Origin of the sequence: Pseudomonas sp. PMCC200344, from assembly GCF_030053095.1 — a bacterium.
Lineage (GTDB): Bacteria > Pseudomonadota > Gammaproteobacteria > Pseudomonadales > Pseudomonadaceae > Aquipseudomonas > Aquipseudomonas svalbardensis.
Genome location: NZ_CP125618.1, coordinates 2,176,523 through 2,195,210, shown reverse-complemented (window position 1 = coordinate 2,195,210; position 18,688 = coordinate 2,176,523). Strand labels below are relative to the sequence as shown.

Genomic DNA, 18,688 nt, shown 5'->3' with positions numbered 1-18,688 from the left:
CGAAAACGCTTAAACGCGTTCGAAGACGGTGGAGATGCCTTGGCCGAGACCAATGCACATGGTAGCTACCCCGAAGGTGCCGCCATTTTGCTTCATCACGTTCAGCAGAGTGCCGGAGATACGCGCACCGGAGCAACCAAATGGGTGACCCAGGGCGATCGCGCCGCCGTGCAGGTTAACCTTCTCGTTCATCTTGTCGAGCACTTTCAGATCTTTCAGCACTGGCAGGGCCTGTGCGGCGAAAGCTTCGTTGAGCTCGAAGAAGTCGATATCGTTAATGCCAAGACCGGCGCGCTTCAGTGCTTTTTGTGTGGCCGGTACTGGACCATAGCCCATGATTGCCGGATCTACACCTGCCACCGCCATCGAACGAATCACCGCCATAGGCTGAATGCCCAGGTCCTGTGCACGTTGCGCCGACATCACGATCATGCACGAAGCACCATCGGTGATTTGCGACGAAGTACCGGCTGTCACGGTACCGCCCTTAGGGTTGAACGCTGGCTTCAGAGCCGCCAGGCTTTCCAGAGTAGTTTCCGGACGAATGGTTTCGTCGTAGTCAAACAGTTTCAGGAAACCGTTCTCGTCGTAGCCCTGCATCGGGATGATTTCGTCTTTGAACTTACCTTCCAGGGTCGCCTTGTGGGCGAGCTGGTGGGAGCGCACGCCGAAAGCGTCCTGTTGTTCGCGAGTGATGCCGTGCATTTTACCCAGCATTTCAGCGGTCAAACCCATCATGCCCGAAGCTTTCGCCGCGTACAGCGACATGTGCGGGTTCGGGTCGACACCGTGCATCATGCTCACGTGACCCATATGCTCGACGCCGCCAACCACGAACACGTCACCGTTGCCGGTCATGATCGCTTGCGCAGCAGTGTGCAGAGCGCTCATCGACGAACCACACAGACGGCTGACGGTCTGGCCGGCAGCGGTGTGCGGGATCTGCGTCATCAGGGATGCCATGCGGGCGATGTTCCAGCCCTGCTCCAGGGTCTGGTTCACACAGCCCCAGATCACGTCTTCGACTTCGCTCGGATCAACCTTGACGTTGCGTTCCAGCAGTTTACTGATCAGGTGCGCCGACATGTCTTCGGCGCGGGTGTTGCGGTGCATGCCGCCCTTGGAGCGGCCCATCGGAGTACGACCGAAGTCGACTATCACGACGTCTCTAGGATTCAAGCTCATATATTCACTCTCACTCTAGTTGGGGGCGCTTAACCGAAGAACCGCTGGCCGGTTTTGGCCATTTCACGCAGTTTTGCGGTCGGGTGGTACAGCGCGCCCAAATCAGCGTACCGGTCAGCCAGGGCAACGAACTCTGCAACACCGATCGAATCGATGTAGCGCAGCGCACCGCCACGGAATGGAGGGAAACCAATACCGTAGACCAGACCCATGTCGGCTTCGGCAGCGGTTTCGACAATGCCGTCTTCCAGGCAACGCACGGTTTCCAGGCACAGCGGGATCATCATCCAGTTGATGATGTCTTCGTCAGTGACTTCGCGCTGTTCAAAGACGATCGGCTTGAGCACTTCCAGCACCGACGGATCGGCGACTTTCTTCTGCTTGCCGCGCTTGTCGGTCTCGTAGGCGTAGAAGCCCTTGCCGTTCTTCTGGCCCAGGCGCTTGGCTTCGTACAGCACGTCGATGGCCGAACGACGGTCGTCTTTCATGCGGTCCGGGAAGCCTTCAGCCATCACGTCGCGACCGTGGTGGCCGGTGTCGATACCGACCACGTCCATCAAGTACGCCGGGCCCATTGGCCAGCCGAATTTTTCCATGACCTTGTCGATGCGGACGAAGTCCACGCCGGCGCTGACCAGCTTGGCGAAACCGCCGAAGTACGGGAACAGCACGCGGTTGACCAGAAAGCCCGGGCAGTCGTTGACGACGATCGGGTTCTTGCCCATTTTCTTGGCGTAGGCAACGGTAGTGGCAACTGCCAGCTCGCTGGACTTCTCGCCACGGATCACTTCCACCAACGGCATCATGTGCACCGGGTTGAAGAAGTGCATGCCGACGAAGTTTTCCGGACGCTTCAGGGCTTTGGCCAGCAAGGTGATGGAAATGGTCGAGGTGTTGGACGCGAGGATGGTGTCCTCTTTGACCTTGTCTTCCACTTCAGCCAGAACGGCTTGCTTGACCTTAGGGTTCTCGACGACAGCTTCAACGACCAGGTCGACGTGACCGAAATCACCGTAGGACAAGGTCGGGCGAATGCCGTTGAGCACTTCAGCCATTTTTGCCGGGGTCATGCGACCTTTATCAACGCGGCCCACCAGCAATTTGGCGGCTTCGGCCAGACCTTGCTCGATGCCGTGCTCGTTGATGTCCTTCATCAGGATCGGCGTCCCTTTGGAAGCCGACTGATAAGCGATACCGCCACCCATGATGCCGGCGCCCAATACGGCAGCCTGCTTCACGTCCTTGGCGATTTCGTCGTAGGCCTTGGCCTTTTTCTTCAGTTCCTGATCGTTCAGGAACAGACCGATCAAGCTCTGCGCGGCAGAGGTCTTGGCCAGTTTGACGAAACCGCTGGCTTCGACTTCCAGCGCCTTGTCGCGACCGAAGTTCGCGGCTTTCTGGATAGTTTTGATCGCTTCGACCGGTGCCGGGTAGTTCGGGCCAGCTTGACCGGCCACGAAACCCTTGGCGGTTTCGAACGACATCATTTGTTCGATGGCGTTGAGCTTGAGCTTTTCAAGCTTCGGCTGACGCTTGGCCTTGTAGTCGAACTCGCCTGAGATGGCGCGCTTGATCAGCTCCAGAGCAGCTTCCTGCAGTTTCTCGGGAGCAACCACTGCGTCGACTGCGCCGACTTTCAGCGCATCTTCAGGACGGTTTTCCTTGCCGGCGGCAATCCACTCGATGGCGTTGTCGGCACCGATGATGCGCGGCAGGCGCACGGTACCGCCGAAGCCCGGGTAGATGCCCAGCTTGACTTCCGGAAGACCGATCTTGGCCTTGGTGGACATGACGCGGTAGTCCGCCGCCAGGCACATTTCCAGACCGCCACCCAGGGCGATGCCGTTGATCGCGGCGACAGTCGGGACGTTGAGGTCTTCGAAATCGCTGAAAATCTTGTTGGCTTCCAGGTTGCCAGCAACAAGCTCTGCATCAGGCAGCTTGAAGTTCTCGACAAATTCGGTGATGTCGGCGCCGACGATGAACACGTCCTTGCCACTGCTGACGATCACACCCTTGATCGAAGCATCTGCCTTGATGGTGTCTACGGCCTGACGCAGTTCGTTCAGGGTTAGACGGTTGAACTTGTTGACGGACTCACCCTTGAGGTCGAATTTCAATTCGACGATGCCACTTTCAAGAGCCTTAACCGTGATGGCTTTACCTTCGTAAATCATCAACTGATCTCCACGATATGGAAGCTGAACAGTACACGTCGGACGCAGGCGAATGGCTCGGCAAGGACGTTTAAGTCAATGCTACGCCCATCCACCCGGCACACCCGCCAACGCGATAGTCGGGATTCTGTAGGAGCGGTCTGTAATACAAACGCTCAATTCATACGCCCGTTTGATTTGGGTACGTCACCTTCACGGAATTTCCGACAATTGTCAATCGCCCAAAATACTGGTTGAAACGCGACTTTCCGGTCATTTCCGTACCGCGAAGCCCTGCAACACGCGGCTGCATGTGAGGTCATTCATAGGATCAATAGTTAGAAAAGTCGCCCTAATTCGCTGCAGCCTTTGTTTAAAAAGCTACGCTGGCGGGACCTTGAGGAAAAAAACATGAACGCTTTTGGCGAATGCCCAGCGTAAGATCAGCGCCACACAGAATTACCGGCCTGCCTGGCCAACTCCAGCCCGATGATGTCGGGCTTTTTATTGCTTGTTTGCCAGACGTTTCGCGCCATTGCGGCGCGAAATTTCCGCGATTTATGCCAGCGCCTTCAGCACCGCATCAATATCCTCCAAAACCGACGCTTCGCCCTTCTCGCCCCAATACAACGTGATCATCTGCTTGTCTGCTTCGACCTTGTAAACGTTGTCTGGCAACTTTTCGAAATGAATCAACAACGTAGGCTCCTCGCAGACCTCCTGCCATTGATTGACCCACACACCCGGCGCTTTTTGCCAGTAACTCCAGCACGCCGGCCGATTGCCACGCCGCGGTCGATGGTATTGGGCGCAAGGGCTCGGCGGCTCCTTGCTCAGCCAGTGCGGCCAGTCCTGAGGCGCCAGTTGCATCGCCAATCCGATGCGTCGCGCCTCCATGCGCAGGGCCATGCGGCCGCTCTGGTGGCGCGACGGTCGCAACCATGCCAGCGGACTCAGTACCACCAACAGGATTGACACCACTATCCAGACCGTCATATCTGTACTCCCGATTCTTGATGAGCGCATTGAGTCACTTTGAAAACAATGCGCTTGAAACCAGCCATACTTACCAATATTGCAACCCTCAGGAGGAGCACCTCATGCCCTACAACCACATTCTGGTCGCTGTAGATCTAACCGAAGAGTGCGATCCTGTAATCCACCGCGCTCGCGAACTGTCGGTGAGCAACGGGGCAAAATTGTCCTTGGTGCACATTGTCGAGCCAATGGCCATGGCCTTTGGCGGCGACGTGCCCATGGACCTGTCACAACTGCAACAACAGCAGTTCGATCAGGCCAAGGAACGCTTGGATCGGCTGATCGTGAAGTATCCGGAACTCTCCAAAGAATACAGCCACCTGACCTACGGCCAGCCACGCCAGGAAATCCACCACCTGGCCAAGGAACAAACCTGCGACCTGATCGTGGTGGGCAGCCATGGCCGACACGGCCTGGCATTGCTGCTGGGTTCAACCGCCAATGACGTGCTGCACGGTGCGCCCTGTGATGTGCTCGCGGTGCGCCTGATCAAAAGCTAAACCACAGCGCCTACGAAAAGCCCGGCGCTCATCACTGAACGCCGGGCTTTTTTATAGCAGGATCAATCAGGCATCCAGCTCGGCCCAGCGCTCGACCATTACGTCGTGCTCAGCCTGCAACTGCTCCAACTGAGCGATCACTGCAGCGGTCTCGGCAGCAGGACGCTGATAGAAACCGGCATCGGCCATTTGCGCCTCAACGGTAGCGATCTGCTGCTCCATGGCTTCGATCTGACCCGGCAACATTTCCAGCTCACGCTGCAACTTGTAGCTGAGCTTCTTCTTCGCCACCGGCGCTTCGACGACAGCAGCAGCGACTGGCGCCGCTTCGGCCGTCACGACAGCGGAGGTCAGGTCGGCTTTGCCAGACTTGCTCTCGGTCACGCCCAGCAGGCGCGGCGAGCCGCCCTGACGCAGCCAGTCCTGATAACCACCGACGTATTCACGAACCTTGCCTTCACCTTCGAAGACCAGGGTGCTGGTGACCACGTTGTCGAGGAATGCCCGGTCGTGGCTGACCATCAGCACGGTGCCGTTGAAGGTCAGCAAGACCTCTTCCAGCAACTCGAGGGTTTCGACGTCGAGGTCGTTGGTCGGTTCGTCGAGGACCAGCAGGTTCGCTGGTTTGCTGAACAGTTTCGCCAGCAGCAGACGGGCACGCTCACCACCAGACAGCGCCTTCACCGGCGTGCGGGCACGCTGCGGGCTGAACAGGAAATCGCCGAGGTAGCTCAGCACGTGGCGGCTCTGACCATCGATATCGATGAAGTCGCGACCTTCTGCGACGTTGTCGATTACGGTCTTTTCCAGGTCCAGCTGATGGCGCAACTGATCGAAGTAGGCCACGTCGATGCGCGTCCCCTCTTCCACTGTGCCGCTGGTTGGCTGCAGACCGCTGAGCATCAGCTTCAGCAATGTAGTTTTGCCGGTACCGTTGGCGCCGAGCAGACCGATACGGTCGCCGCGCTGCAGGACCATCGAGAAATCCTTGATCAGGAACGGGCCGCCCGGGTGAGCGAAGCTCACGTTATCGAGGACCATTACCTGCTTGCCAGACTTGTCAGCCGTATCCAGCTGAATGTTGGCTTTGCCGGTGCGCTCACGACGCTCGCTACGCTCGTTGCGCAGGGCTTTCAGGGCGCGTACGCGGCCTTCGTTACGGGTCCGGCGAGCCTTGATGCCCTGGCGGATCCAGACTTCTTCCTGGGCCAGTTTTTTGTCGAACAGCGCGTTGGCGGTGTCTTCAGCGGCCAGGGAAGCCTCTTTGTGGACGAGGAAACTGGCGTAGTCGCCGTTCCAGTCGATCAGGCCACCGCGATCCAGTTCGAGAATGCGGGTCGCGAGGTTCTGCAGGAATGAACGGTCGTGCGTGATGAACAGCACGGCGCCCTGGAAATCCTTCAGCGCTTCTTCGAGCCAGGCAATTGCACCGATATCCAGGTGGTTGGTCGGTTCGTCGAGCAGCAGCAGATCGGGTTCGGAAACCAGAGCCTGAGCCAGCAGGACGCGACGACGCCAGCCGCCGGACAGTTCGGCGAGGGTCTTGTCGGCCGGCAACTGCAGACGGCTCAACGTGCTGTCGACCAATTGCTGCAAACGCCAGCCGTCACGGGCTTCGAGGTCGTGCTGGACGTGCATCAGTTTGTCCAGGTCGGCGTCGGTGACGATGTTCTGGCTGAGGTGGTGATACTGCGCGAGCAGCTCGCCGACACCGTCCAGACCTTCGGCCACCACGTCGAACACGGTCCGCTCGTCGGCTACCGGCAATTCTTGCGGCAATTCGCCAATCTTTAGGCCAGGTGCGCGCCAAACGGAGCCTTCATCAGGCTTCTGGTCGCCCTTGACGAGCTTCATCATGCTGGACTTGCCAGTGCCATTGCGGCCGATGATGCACACCCGCTCACCACGGGCGATCTGCCAGGACACCTTGTCCAACAACGGCATAGCGCCGAAAGCAAGGGACACATCGCTGAATTTGAGCAGGGTCATGAGCTTCTCCAAAAACCGGGCGCGCATTCTACCTGACTTGAGGCTTCAGAAGGCCGGCAATTTCACCTTCGCAACACTCTGCATGACAAATGTTGCGAACTGATGCTGACAGGCCGGCAAAGCTTTCGCCCGCTGCCGGCAAAAGGCTAAGCTACAGACAATTCAGTGCAGGCCATGCTCGCACTTGTCATGATTTCTCTGCCCGGACGTCTCATGCGCAGTCGCCTTTTCAGTCTTTTATCCTGTTTTCTTCTTTCTGCCACTGCCGTTCAAACCGCCCAGGCGGTGGACCTGTCCACCCAGCGCCAGTATTACGATGAAGCCAAGCGTGCCCTCGCCAAGGGGGATACCGGTCCTTATTTCCGTTACAGCCAGGCCCTCAGCGATTACCCGCTGGAGCCGTACCTGGCGTATGACGAACTGACCGCTCGCCTTAAAACCGCTAGCAATGCCGAAATCGAGAAATTCCTCGCCGAGCACGGTGACCTGCCCCAGGCCAACTGGATGAAGTTGCGCTGGTTGCGCTGGCTGTCCGAACGCGGCGACTGGGCGACCTTCGTCAAGTACTACGATCCCAAGCTCAATTTCACCGAACTGGACTGCCTGAACGCGCAGTATCAGATCGGGCATAACCAGAAATCCGAAGGTTACGCCAACGCCAATAAACTCTGGCTGACCGGCAAATCCCAACCCGCCGCGTGCGATGCGCTGTTTGGTATTTGGGCCGCCGAAGGTCAACTGACCGAGCAGAAACGCTGGGAGCGCGCCAAGCTTGCCGCCCAGGCACGCAACTATCCGTTGGCCAACAGCTTGGTCAACGGACTGACCACCCTCGCCCCTCGCGGTCGTTTGCTGGTGGAGGTGGCGCAGAAACCCGAACTGCTCAACGCTCCTTCACGGTTCATTCCGGCCGATGAGCCGATGTCCGACGTGGTCAGCCTTGGCCTGCGCCGTCTGGCGCGGCAGGATCCTGACCGGGCGATGCAGATGCTCGATAGTTATGCCAGCAGCATGCACTTCTCCCGTGACGAAAAAGTGGCGATCGCCCGGGAAATCGGCCTGTCCCTGGCTAAACGGTTCGACAGCCGCGCGCTGGACATGATGACTAAATACGACCCGGAACTGCGTGACAACACGGTGTCCGAATGGCGCTTGCGTCTGCTGCTGCGCCTGGCCCGCTGGGACGATGCCTATCAGCTGACTCGCCGCCTGCCGCCGGATCTGGCGACCACCAACCGCTGGCGCTATTGGCAGGCCCGCAGCCTGGAACTGGCGCAGCCGCAGAACCCGGAAGCGCAGACGCTTTATAAGGACCTCGCCCGCGAGCGTGATTTTTACGGTTTCCTCGCGGCGGATCGCTCGCAGCTGCCCTACTCGTTGAACAACAAACCGCTGGTGCTAAGCCAGGCGCTGATCAACAAGGTCCGCAATACCCCAGGCGTGCGTCGGGCGCTTGAGTTTCATGCTCGCGGACAGATCGTCGATGGTCGCCGCGAGTGGTACCACGTCAGCCGCCACTTCAGCCGCGACGAAATGGTCGCCCAGGCGAAACTGGCCTACGACCTGAAATGGTATTTCCCGGCGATCCGCACCATCAGTCAGGCGAAGTACTGGGACGACCTGGACATCCGCTTCCCGATGGCCCACCGCGAAACCCTGGTGCGCGAAGCCAAGGTTCGCGGCCTGCATTCGAGCTGGGTGTTCGCCATCACCCGCCAGGAAAGTGCCTTCATGGCCGACGCCCGCTCCGGCGTTGGCGCCAGCGGCCTGATGCAACTGATGCCCGGCACCGCCAAGGAAACCGCGCGCAAGTTCAGCATTCCACTGGCCTCGCCGCAGCAAGTGTTCGATCCGGATAAGAACATCCAGCTCGGCGCCGCTTACCTGAGCCAGGTCCACAGCCAGTTCAACGGCAACCGCGTCCTCGCCTCCGCCGCTTACAACGCCGGCCCGGGGCGCGTGCGTCAGTGGCTGCGCGGTGCGGACCACCTGAGTTTTGACGTCTGGGTGGAAAGCATTCCGTTCGACGAAACCCGTCAGTACGTGCAGAACGTGTTGTCGTACTCGGTGATCTACGGCCAGAAGCTCAACTCACCGCAACCGCTGGTGGATTGGCATGAGCGCTACTTTGACGATCAATGAGCCTGCTTTGAAGCGCAGACAAAAATGCCCGCATCGATTGATGCGGGCATTTTTTTTGGGTGCTCTACTTGGTCGATTACTTAGTCGGTTACTTGGTCGGTTGGTACATGGCGCCCATCACTGAACTGCAACGCCGCCAACCGCGCATACAGCGCGTTGCTCGCAATCAATTCCTGATGCGTCCCCACCGCTACCAGTTTCCCTTGGTCCATCACCGCGATCCGGTCAGCGTTTTTCACCGTGGCCAGTCGGTGGGCGATGACCAGCGTCGTGCGGTTTTTCATCAGGCTCGGCAGGGCTTGCTGGATCAGGTGTTCGCTCTGGGCGTCGAGGGCGCTGGTGGCTTCGTCCAGTAGCAGAATCGGCGCGTCCACCAGCAAGGCCCGGGCAATGGCCAAGCGTTGGCGTTGACCACCGGACAAACCGAGGCCACCGTCGCCAAGGTGGGTCTGGTAGCCGTTGGGCATTTGCTCGATGAAGTCGTGGGCGTAAGCGATTTTCGCCGCTTCCTGAACCTGGGCCAGGGTTGCCGTCGGGTTGCCGTAGCGGATGTTCTCTTCGATGCTGCCAAAGAACAGCGCCGGGGATTGCGAGACCAGGGCGAAGCAGCGGCGCAGGTCCAACGGATCGAGTTGAGTCAGCGGCACGCCATCGAGCAGGATGCGTCCTTCGGCCGGGTCGTAAAAGCGCAGCAGCAAGTCATACACCGTAGACTTACCGGCACCGGACGGCCCGACCAACGCGAGGGTTTCACCGGCATTGATCGTCAGATTCAAACCATCGACCGCATAGCTTTCGGGACGCGACGGGTAGGAAAAGCGCACGTCTTGCAGCACCAGGTCACCCTTTACCCGTTCAGGCAAGGTCACCAGGTCAGCGGTCGGTGGCCGGATGATGTTTTCCGAACGCAGCAATTCGGCTATCCGCTCGGCGGCGCCGGCGGCACGCTGCAGTTCGCCGATCACTTCGCTCAATGTGCCGAATGCGCTACCAACGATCAGGCTGTAAAACACAAACGCCGCCAGCTCGCCCGCGGAAATTCGCCCGGCGATGACATCCATTCCGCCGACCCAGAGCATCACCCCGACGGCGCCAAGCACCAGCACGATCACCAGGGTAATCAGCCAGGCCCGCTGGAAGATCCGCTTGCGAGCGGTGTTGAAGGCCTCCTCCACCGTTGCGGCAAAGCGCTGCTCATCCTGGACCTGATGGTTGTAGGCCTGCACGGTTTTGATCTGGCCCAGGGTTTCGGAAACGTAGCTGCCGATATCGGCAATCCGGTCCTGGCTCAGGCGCGACAGGCTACGCACCCGACGGCCAAAGATCAGGATCGGCGCGATCACCAACGGCAACGCGACCACTACGATGCTGGTGAGCTTGGGGTTGGTGATGAACAGCAGGACGATCCCGCCGATCACCATCAACAGATTGCGTAAAAACAGCGACAGCGAAGAGCCGATCACCGATTGCAGCAGCGTAGTGTCAGCGGTTAACCGCGACTGAATCTCGGAGCTGCGGTTGTCTTCGTAGAATCCTGGGTGCAGATAAATCAGATGGTTGAACACTTGACGGCGGATGTCCGCGACAACGCGCTCGCCTATCCATGAGACCAGGTAAAAACGCGCGAAGGTGCCAATCGCCAGCCCGACCACCAGCAACATAAACAAGCCGATGGACTGGTTGAGCAAATGCGGCGACTGGGTCATGAAACCCTGATCCACCAGCAGGCGAATCCCCTGCCCCATGGACAAGGTGATGCCCGCCGTGACGATCAATGCGAGCAAGGCACCGACGGCCGGCCAGCGATAAGGCGCGATGAAACGCAGGGCCAGGCGCATGGCGCGCCGTTGACGGGATGAGAGGATGGAGATCATTCGATGGCGCAACCAGTAGGGTTTGACGCGATCAAGCCTACACCGGTCGATGGGATTGAACGCTGTAAATCATAATGAGTCAGGTTAAATATGACCGCAAAGACTAGGTCCTAGACGGTATTGGTCTAAAGTCCGGGTGGCAACGCTGCGGTATTTCTGGTGGACTGATGTTGCCGCTCTGGAAAGATCGCAGGGAGTTGTCACAGCCCGGTCACCTGGCGGTTCTACAGTAAGCACACAACCTGATGAGGAGACAGGCCATGTCCTTGCAAAACAGTAGCGAAGACAAGATTGAAGTGATCCGCACACAGCCAGACCAGTCTCTGGGTTGCTCAATTATCGATAAGGATGGGCGCGAAGTACCGATCACTGAAGACATGATCCAGGACGCTTGCCGCGAACTGGAACAGCGATTGGTCAAGCCTGCCGAACAAGAGTGATATAGCCACCGTCTTCTTGACCCGGCCTCTGATGGCCGGGTTTTTTATGGGTGCCTTTTGAGGGTGCTGCGCACCCAATCGCGGGGTTCAGACAGCCGAAGCACCCAACGCCACCACGATCTTCTGCAATGCCGGCGAATCCCCATCGATCTGCACCGCCAACCCGTCAATCTCACGCCGCAGCGGATAATGCTTGCGCAGTGAATCGAACGCCGCACGCTGTTCGTTCACATTGCCTACAAGGCTGCGACGGAAATCCGCATCGTCGCGGCGCGGGTCGTACACGCCACGGCACAACATGGCCAGCGACCAGGCCGGATCGCTGTTAGCGTTCAAGGTCACTTGCGACAACCAGGGCGTCGGCAGCAAATCACTCAAGCTGACCTGGGCCGGCTGCCCAAGAAAATCGCAATAGGCCTGATAGATCTGCGCTGTCCCACGCTGTCTGCCGTCGAGGCTGTAACCGGCAATGTGCGGCGTCGCCAGCACACAGAGTTCGGCCAGTGCCACATCGACCTCAGGCTCACCTTCCCAGACATCCAGCACTGCTTGCAGGTCTTCGCGTTGCAGCAACACCTGGCGCAGCGCGGCATTGTCCACCACCGGGCCACGACTGGCGTTGATCAGCCAGGTGCCGGGTTTGAGCTGGCTCAAACGGTTTTTATCGAACAGATGCCAGGTCAACTGGGCGCCATGTTTCTTCAACGGCGTGTGCAGGCTGATGACATCGCACTGCTCGATGATCTGTTCGAGGCTGACGTAATCGCCACCTTCAGCGGCTTGTCTTGGCGGATCACAGACCAGCACGTTCCAGCCCAGACCTTGCAGGACCTTGACCAACCGGCCGCCCACTTCACCGGCACCGACGACGCCGTAGGTGCGTTGAGTCAGGTCGGCGCCTTCGATTTCGGACAGGGTCAGCAGACTGCCGAGTACGTAGTCGACCACGCCCCGGGCGTTGCAGCCGGGTGCGCTGGACCAGGTGATGCCGGCCCGCTGAAAGTAATCCAGATCCAGGTGATCCGTGCCGATGGTGCAGGTGCCGACAAAGCGTACCTTGCTGCCTTCGAGCAACGCGCGGTTAACGTTGGTCACCGAGCGCACCAGCAGCACATCGGCCTGTTCGACGGTAGCGCGGTCAATGGAACGTCCCGGCACCCGGCGGATTTCACCGAAACCTTCGAAGAAGGCATCGAGCAGCGGGATATTTTCGTCGGCAACAATCAGCATGGCAGGCTCCTTTGGCGGATCGGCAGTGTAGGCGGAGATAGAGGTGATGGGCCACCGGGGATGCAGAAACATTCAAAATCCGATTACAAATCCGCAACACAGGACTTTTCCTGACCACTGCGTCAGGGCGTAGAATGCGCCGCCTTGCGCATCAACATCTTTGGACGTTTCGCCCTTGAATTCCGTGACTGACCGCCCCGCCGCTACTTCCCTAACCCGCCCGGCCCGGGTTCGCCTGGAGCTGAAAAACCTGCTCGGCCTGGCCTTGCCGATCATGATCGCGCAACTGGCGACCACCGCCATGGGCTTCGTCGATGCGGTGATGGCGGGCCGGGTCGGGCCAATGGATCTGGCGGCGGTTGCGCTGGGCAACTCGATCTGGGTGCCGGTGTTTCTGTTGATGACCGGCACTCTGCTGGCTACTACCCCGAAAGTCGCCCAACGTTTCGGCGCTGGCACCCACAGCGAGATCGGCCCGATCGTGCGCCAGGCACTGTGGCTGGCATTGGTGGTGGGCTTGATGGCGACCGGCATGTTGTTCAGCGCCGAACCGATTTTGCACATCATGAAGGTCGATCCCGAATTGATCGGCCCGTGCATGCAGTACCTGCATGGCATCGCCAGCGGTTTGCCCGCCGTCGCGTTCTACCATGTGCTGCGCTGTTTCAGTGATGGCCTGGGGCGCACGCGTCCGGCCATGGTTTTGGGCCTGTGCGGGCTGGCGCTGAACATTCCGCTGAACTACGTCTTCATCTATGGCCACTTCGGTGTGCCGGCCATGGGCGGTGTCGGTTGCGGCTGGGCCACGGGGATCGTGATGTGGGTGATGGCCCTGGGCATGGCCGGGTGGGAGCGTTGGGCGCCGGCGTATCAGTCGAGCCAGTTGTTCAGCCGTTTCGACTGGCCGCAGTGGTCGGTGATCAAACGCCTGCTGGGCATTGGCCTGCCGATCGGCATCGCGGTGTTCGCCGAGTCGAGCATCTTCGCGGTGATTGCGCTGCTGATCGGCAGCCTCGGCGCGACAGTGGTGGCCGGGCATCAGATCGCGCTGAACTTCAGCTCGCTGGTGTTCATGATTCCTTACTCCCTTGGCATGGCCGTGACCGTGCGGGTCGGCCAGGCGCTCGGCCGTCAGGAGCCGCGCCAGGCCCGCTTCGCCGCCGGTGTCGGCATGGGCACGGCGCTGGCCTATGCGTGCATCTCCGCGAGCATGATGCTATTGCTGCGTGAACACATCGCAACGATCTACACGTCTGATCCGACTGTGATTCATGTCGCGGCGATGCTGATTGTGTATTCGGCGCTGTTCCAGTTTTCCGATGCGATCCAGGTGACGGCTGCCGGCGCATTGCGCGGCTATCAGGACACTCGGGTGACGATGATCCTGACGCTGTTCGCTTACTGGGGGATTGGTTTGCCGGTGGGTTACGCGTTGGGCCTGACCGATTGGTTCGGCACGCCGAGCGGCCCGAGCGGGCTGTGGCAGGGATTGATCGTGGGCTTGAGTTGCGCGGCGCTGATGCTGTCGATCCGCCTGACGCGCAGTGCACGCAAGCGGATCCGCATCAGTCAGTCGGCGGGTTAAGCGAGTTTCTTGCGGATCCAGTAGAGGTAGGTGCCTGCCTCTTCGTGCTGCGCCACCAGTTCGTGGTCGAGAAACACGCAGAACTTGGGAATGTCGCGACGGGTCGACGGGTCGGTGGCGATCACCTTGAGCAGGCCGCCGGGCACCAGGTCACGGATGTGCTGGTGCAGCATCATCACCGGCTCCGGGCAGTTGAGGCCGGTGGCGTCGAGGGTGCCGTCAACCGGCGTATCAATCATTTCACTCATGATTCACTCCTGAAACTTGCCGGCATTGTCGCGCATTGCCGGGTGTTCGGTCATCTTTGGCGTTACACCGATCCCTGTGTATCAGCGGGATTTCGGTTTCTTTACGTCGATCCGGCGCAGGTGGCAGGTCACTTCTTCGCGGTCGTGATACAGCTGCTTGCAGCCGATCTCGACCCGAATGCCGCGTTCCTTGAACCCGTCGGCAATGCGCTCCAGCAAACGCTTCACTTCGGCGTAACGCTGCTTCATCGGCAGTTTGAGGTTGACCACCGCTTCGCGGCAATGCCCCTCGCCAATCCATTCTTCCAGCATCGCGGCGTTGCGCGCCGGTTTCTCGACGATGTCGCAGACCATCCAGTCCACCGGTTGCTTGGGCTTGAAGGTGAAACCGTCAGCCATCAAGTGTTGCACCAGACCGGTGTCCATCAGGCTTTCGGCCATCGGGCCGTTGTCGATCGCGGTCACCAGCATGCCGCGGTTGACCAGTTGCCAGGTCCAGCCGCCGGGAGCAGCGCCAAGGTCGACGCCAGTCATATCACTGTGCAGACGCTCGTCCCACTGATCGCGAGGGATGAAATGGTGCCACGCCTCTTCCAGTTTCAGCGTCGAACGGCTCGGTGCTTCACGCGGAAACTTCAGCCGCGGAATGCCCATCGGCCACATCGCCGAGTTGTTCGACTCGGCCAGCCCCATGAACACTTCGCGGCCACTTTTGAAGGTCAGCAGCAGGCGCGGTTTATGGGCATCTTCAACCAGTTTGCCAGCGGCCATCAGCGCCTTGCGCAGGTGGCCTTCGAACTTCTTGCAGAAGTTCGACAGTTCCTTGCCATCGTTGGTGTCGACCATTTCCAGCCACAGGCTGCCGCACAGCGGGAAGTCCGCCATGTGCGCGAGGATCACGCTGATGCGGTCGGTTTCCGGCAGATCAATGAAAATCCCGCGAGCCCACTGGCGAGGGAAGATCAGATCGGCGAAACGCTGACCACGCATCAGGCGCTGGGCGCCGTCTTCTTCGGTGCAGATGAATTCGGCGCAGGCGCTGGCAGTCTTGGCCTTGGCATAACCGGCCACGTTCAGCCGCGCGGCGTGTTCGGAAATCTCGGAACAGACTTCGCTTTCGAAGCCCGGCCGGCAATGCATAAAGAGGGTGTTCATTCTTACTCCTGGGCAGATGGCGAGAAATTCAACCACTGCGCGATGCCCAGACTTGCGTTGAAGCAAAGCCTGTCACGAAAACGGGCGCATGATAGCCGAGTTCGGAACCTCGGACTTGTCGATAGAGTCCAGTTATTAGCCAGCTACTTAAAACAGGGCTAGTTTTAATGCTCTGTCCGTCCCCTCAGTCCGTAGCCGTGCGGACTCAAAGGAGTCATTTCAATGCCGTCCCTCGATAGCCTGAAAACCCTTAAAACCTTACAAGTTGACGACAAGACCTATCACTATTTCAGTTTGCCGGATGCCGCCAAGAGCTTGGGCGATCTGGACAAGCTGCCAATGTCGTTGAAAGTGTTGCTGGAAAACCTGCTGCGCTGGGAAGATGAAAAAACCGTCACCGGCGCCGACCTCAGGGCGATTGCCGCCTGGCTCAAGGAACGTCGCTCCGACCGTGAAATTCAGTACCGTCCCGCGCGGGTATTGATGCAAGACTTTACCGGTGTTCCCGCCGTGGTCGACCTCGCCGCCATGCGCGCCGCGATGGCGAAGGCTGGCGGCGACCCGCAGCGAATCAATCCGCTCTCCCCCGTGGATCTGGTCATCGACCACTCGGTGATGGTCGATAAATTCGCCAGCGCCAGCGCCTTCGAACAGAACGTCGACATCGAAATGCAGCGCAATGGTGAACGTTATGCGTTCCTGCGCTGGGGCCAAAGCGCCTTCGATAACTTCAGCGTGGTACCGCCGGGCACCGGCATCTGCCACCAGGTGAATCTGGAATACCTGGGGCGCACGGTCTGGACCAAGGACGAGGACGAGCGCACGTATGCCTTCCCGGACACCCTGGTAGGCACCGACTCCCACACCACCATGATCAACGGCCTCGGCGTACTCGGCTGGGGTGTCGGCGGGATCGAAGCGGAAGCGGCGATGCTCGGCCAACCGGTGTCGATGCTGATCCCGGAAGTGATCGGCTTCAAACTCACCGGCAAGCTCAAGGAAGGCATCACCGCCACCGACCTGGTGCTGACCGTCACCCAGATGCTGCGCAAGAAAGGCGTAGTCGGCAAATTCGTCGAGTTCTACGGCGACGGCCTCGCCGACCTGCCACTGGCCGACCGCGCGACCATCGCCAACATGGCCCCGGAGTACGGCGCCACCTGCGGCTTCTTCCCGGTGGACGATATCACCCTGGACTATCTGCGTTTATCCGGCCGCCCCAGCGAGACCGTGAAACTGGTCGAGGCGTACAGCAAAGCCCAGGGTCTGTGGCGCCTGCCGGGACAGGAACCGGCGTTCACCGACAGTCTGGCGCTGGACATGGGCAGCGTCGAAGCCAGCCTTGCCGGGCCGAAACGCCCACAGGACCGGGTATCGCTGCCGAATGTTGCGCAAGCGTTCAGTGACTTCATCGACCTGCAATTCAAACCCACCAGCAAGGAAGTCGGTCGTCTCGAAAGTGAAGGCGGCGGTGGCGTCGCGGTGGGCAATGCCGATCTGGCCGGTGAAGCCGACTACGAATACGACGGCCAGATTTATCGATTGAAAAACGGCGCGGTGGTCATTGCCGCGATCACCTCCTGCACCAACACCTCCAACCCGAGCGTGATGATGGCCGCCGGCCTGGTGGCGAAGAAAGCCGTCGAAAAAGGCCTCAAGCGCAAACCGTGGGTCAAGAGTTCGCTGGCCCCAGGCTCGAAAGTGGTCACCGACTACTACAAGGCGGCCGGCCTGACCCAGTACCTTGATGAACTGGGTTTTGCCTTGGTCGGCTACGGCTGCACCACGTGCATCGGCAACTCCGGGCCATTGGCGGAGCCGATCGAAAAAGCCATTCAGGCTGCCGACCTAACCGTCGCCTCGGTGCTGTCGGGCAACCGCAACTTCGAAGGTCGCGTGCATCCTCTGGTGAAAACCAACTGGCTGGCCTCCCCACCGCTGGTCGTCGCTTATGCGTTGGCCGGTACGGTGCGCATCGACATCAGCAGCGAGCCTTTGGGTACCGACAAAGAGGGCAATCTGGTGTATCTGCGGGACATCTGGCCAAGCACCAAAGAGATCGCCGACGCGGTGAACCAGGTCAACACCGCGATGTTCCACAAGGAATACGCCGAAGTGTTTGCCGGCGACGAGCAATGGCAGGCGATTGAAGTGCCGCAAGCGGCGACCTATGTCTGGCAGGACGATTCGACGTACATCCAGCATCCACCGTTCTTCGATGACATCGGCGGGCCGCCGCCGGTGGTCAAGGACGTCGCCGGTGCCAGAGTCCTCGCGCTGCTGGGTGATTCGGTGACCACCGACCACATCTCTCCGGCCGGCAACATCAAGGCTGACAGCCCGGCAGGCCACTACCTGCGCGAGAAAGGTGTGGAACCACGAGACTTCAACTCCTACGGCTCGCGTCGCGGCAACCACGAAGTGATGATGCGCGGCACCTTCGCCAACATCCGCATTCGCAACGAGATGCTCGGTGGCGAAGAAGGCGGCAATACGATTTACATTCCCACCGGGGAGAGGATGCCGATCTACGACGCGGCCATGCGTTATCAAGCCTCGGGCACGCCGCTGGTGGTGATTGCCGGGCAAGAATATGGCACCGGCTCGAGTCGTGACTGGGCGGCCAAGGGCACCAATCTGCTGGGGGTCAAAGCGGTCATTGCGGAAAGTTTCGAACGGATTCACCGCTCCAACCTGGTAGGCATGGGCGTGTTGCCGTTGCAGTTCAAGCTGGATCAAAACCGCAAGAGCCTGAACCTGACCGGCAAGGAGACGCTCGATATTCTGGGTTTGACCGGCGTAGAGCTGACGCCGCGGATGAACCTGACGCTGGTGATCACCCGTGAAAACGGCAGCCGCGAGAAAGTCGAGGTGTTGTGCCGGATCGATACCCTGAATGAGGTGGAGTACTTCAAATCGGGGGGGATTTTGCATTACGTGTTGCGGCAGTTGATTGCCTCGTAACAGCCTGCTGACACAGACACCGCCTTCGGGCGGTGTTTTTGTTTGGGCCGCGAGCGCCCCTATAATCCCGCGCCTCTATGTAGCAGCTGCCGAAGGCTGCGTTCGGCTGCGTAGCAGTCGCAAATCAGGCATCGCGGCTTTTCAGATTCATCGTGGATTCAGGGTTTACGACTGCTACGCAG

13 protein-coding genes are annotated in these 18,688 nt (G+C 59.6%); 5 read left to right on the top strand and 8 right to left on the bottom strand.

Annotation, left to right across the window (positions count from 1 at the left end; genetic code table 11):
- Nucleotides 1–9: 9 nt before the first annotated feature.
- From fadA to QFW87_RS09785, 3 genes are all read right to left on the bottom strand, one after another.
- Complete coding sequence (gene fadA, locus QFW87_RS09795; protein WP_008007076.1) at nucleotides 10–1,185, bottom strand: acetyl-CoA C-acyltransferase FadA; 1,176 nt, start codon at nucleotides 1,183–1,185, stop codon at nucleotides 10–12.
- Nucleotides 1,186–1,214: 29 nt separating this feature from the next.
- Complete coding sequence (fadB, locus tag QFW87_RS09790) at nucleotides 1,215–3,362, bottom strand: fatty acid oxidation complex subunit alpha FadB (RefSeq protein WP_283190371.1); 2,148 nt, start codon at nucleotides 3,360–3,362, stop codon at nucleotides 1,215–1,217.
- 537 nt (nucleotides 3,363–3,899) lie between these two features.
- A complete protein-coding gene (locus QFW87_RS09785; protein ID WP_283183786.1) occupies nucleotides 3,900–4,337 on the bottom strand; it encodes a hypothetical protein in 438 nt (145 codons plus the stop codon).
- A gap of 104 nt (nucleotides 4,338–4,441) precedes the next feature.
- Between QFW87_RS09785 and QFW87_RS09780 the strand changes: the two genes are divergently transcribed.
- Nucleotides 4,442–4,879: a universal stress protein gene (locus QFW87_RS09780; RefSeq protein WP_008151425.1), complete on the top strand. Its 438-nt coding sequence runs from the start codon at nucleotides 4,442–4,444 to the stop codon at nucleotides 4,877–4,879.
- 66 nt (nucleotides 4,880–4,945) lie between these two features.
- Here QFW87_RS09780 and QFW87_RS09775 read toward each other — a convergent pair whose 3' ends face one another.
- Nucleotides 4,946–6,868, bottom strand: a complete 1,923-nt coding sequence (locus QFW87_RS09775; protein ID WP_283183785.1) for an ATP-binding cassette domain-containing protein — start codon at nucleotides 6,866–6,868, stop codon at nucleotides 4,946–4,948.
- A 213-nt stretch (nucleotides 6,869–7,081) separates the two neighbouring features.
- On the opposite strand from QFW87_RS09775, the gene QFW87_RS09770 reads away from it, so the two are divergent.
- Nucleotides 7,082–9,010, top strand: coding sequence for a transglycosylase SLT domain-containing protein (locus QFW87_RS09770; protein WP_283190370.1), 1,929 nt, complete (start codon nucleotides 7,082–7,084; stop codon nucleotides 9,008–9,010).
- 80 nt (nucleotides 9,011–9,090) lie between these two features.
- Here the strand turns inward: QFW87_RS09770 and QFW87_RS09765 are convergent, their stop codons facing one another.
- Nucleotides 9,091–10,884, bottom strand: coding sequence for an ABC transporter transmembrane domain-containing protein (locus QFW87_RS09765; protein WP_283183783.1), 1,794 nt, complete (start codon nucleotides 10,882–10,884; stop codon nucleotides 9,091–9,093).
- Nucleotides 10,885–11,144: 260 nt separating this feature from the next.
- Between QFW87_RS09765 and QFW87_RS09760 the strand changes: the two genes are divergently transcribed.
- The gene (locus tag QFW87_RS09760; RefSeq protein WP_283190369.1) at nucleotides 11,145–11,324 is read left to right on the top strand and encodes a PA1571 family protein; all 180 of its coding nucleotides are present in this window, start codon (nucleotides 11,145–11,147) and stop codon (nucleotides 11,322–11,324) included.
- Nucleotides 11,325–11,411: 87 nt separating this feature from the next.
- Here QFW87_RS09760 and pdxB read toward each other — a convergent pair whose 3' ends face one another.
- The gene (gene pdxB / locus QFW87_RS09755) at nucleotides 11,412–12,554 is read right to left on the bottom strand and encodes a 4-phosphoerythronate dehydrogenase PdxB (RefSeq protein ID WP_283190368.1); all 1,143 of its coding nucleotides are present in this window, start codon (nucleotides 12,552–12,554) and stop codon (nucleotides 11,412–11,414) included.
- A gap of 175 nt (nucleotides 12,555–12,729) precedes the next feature.
- Between pdxB and QFW87_RS09750 the strand changes: the two genes are divergently transcribed.
- Nucleotides 12,730–14,139 (top strand): MATE family efflux transporter, encoded by a 1,410-nt coding sequence (locus QFW87_RS09750; RefSeq protein WP_283183780.1) that lies wholly within the window; start codon nucleotides 12,730–12,732, stop codon nucleotides 14,137–14,139.
- On the opposite strand, the gene tusA is transcribed toward QFW87_RS09750, so the two are convergent.
- Entirely contained in the window at nucleotides 14,136–14,387 is a 252-nt protein-coding gene (tusA, locus tag QFW87_RS09745; RefSeq protein ID WP_007907805.1) for a sulfurtransferase TusA, read from the bottom strand. The genes QFW87_RS09750 and tusA overlap by 4 nt on opposite strands.
- Nucleotides 14,388–14,468: 81 nt before the next feature.
- The gene (gene rlmM, locus QFW87_RS09740; RefSeq protein WP_283183779.1) at nucleotides 14,469–15,542 is read right to left on the bottom strand and encodes a 23S rRNA (cytidine(2498)-2'-O)-methyltransferase RlmM; all 1,074 of its coding nucleotides are present in this window, start codon (nucleotides 15,540–15,542) and stop codon (nucleotides 14,469–14,471) included.
- A gap of 222 nt (nucleotides 15,543–15,764) precedes the next feature.
- On the opposite strand from rlmM, the gene acnA reads away from it, so the two are divergent.
- Nucleotides 15,765–18,506 carry an aconitate hydratase AcnA gene (gene acnA, locus QFW87_RS09735; protein ID WP_283183778.1) on the top strand — a complete coding sequence of 914 codons (2,742 nt, stop codon included), beginning with the start codon at nucleotides 15,765–15,767 and terminating at the stop codon, nucleotides 18,504–18,506.
- Nucleotides 18,507–18,688: the final 182 nt, after the last annotated feature.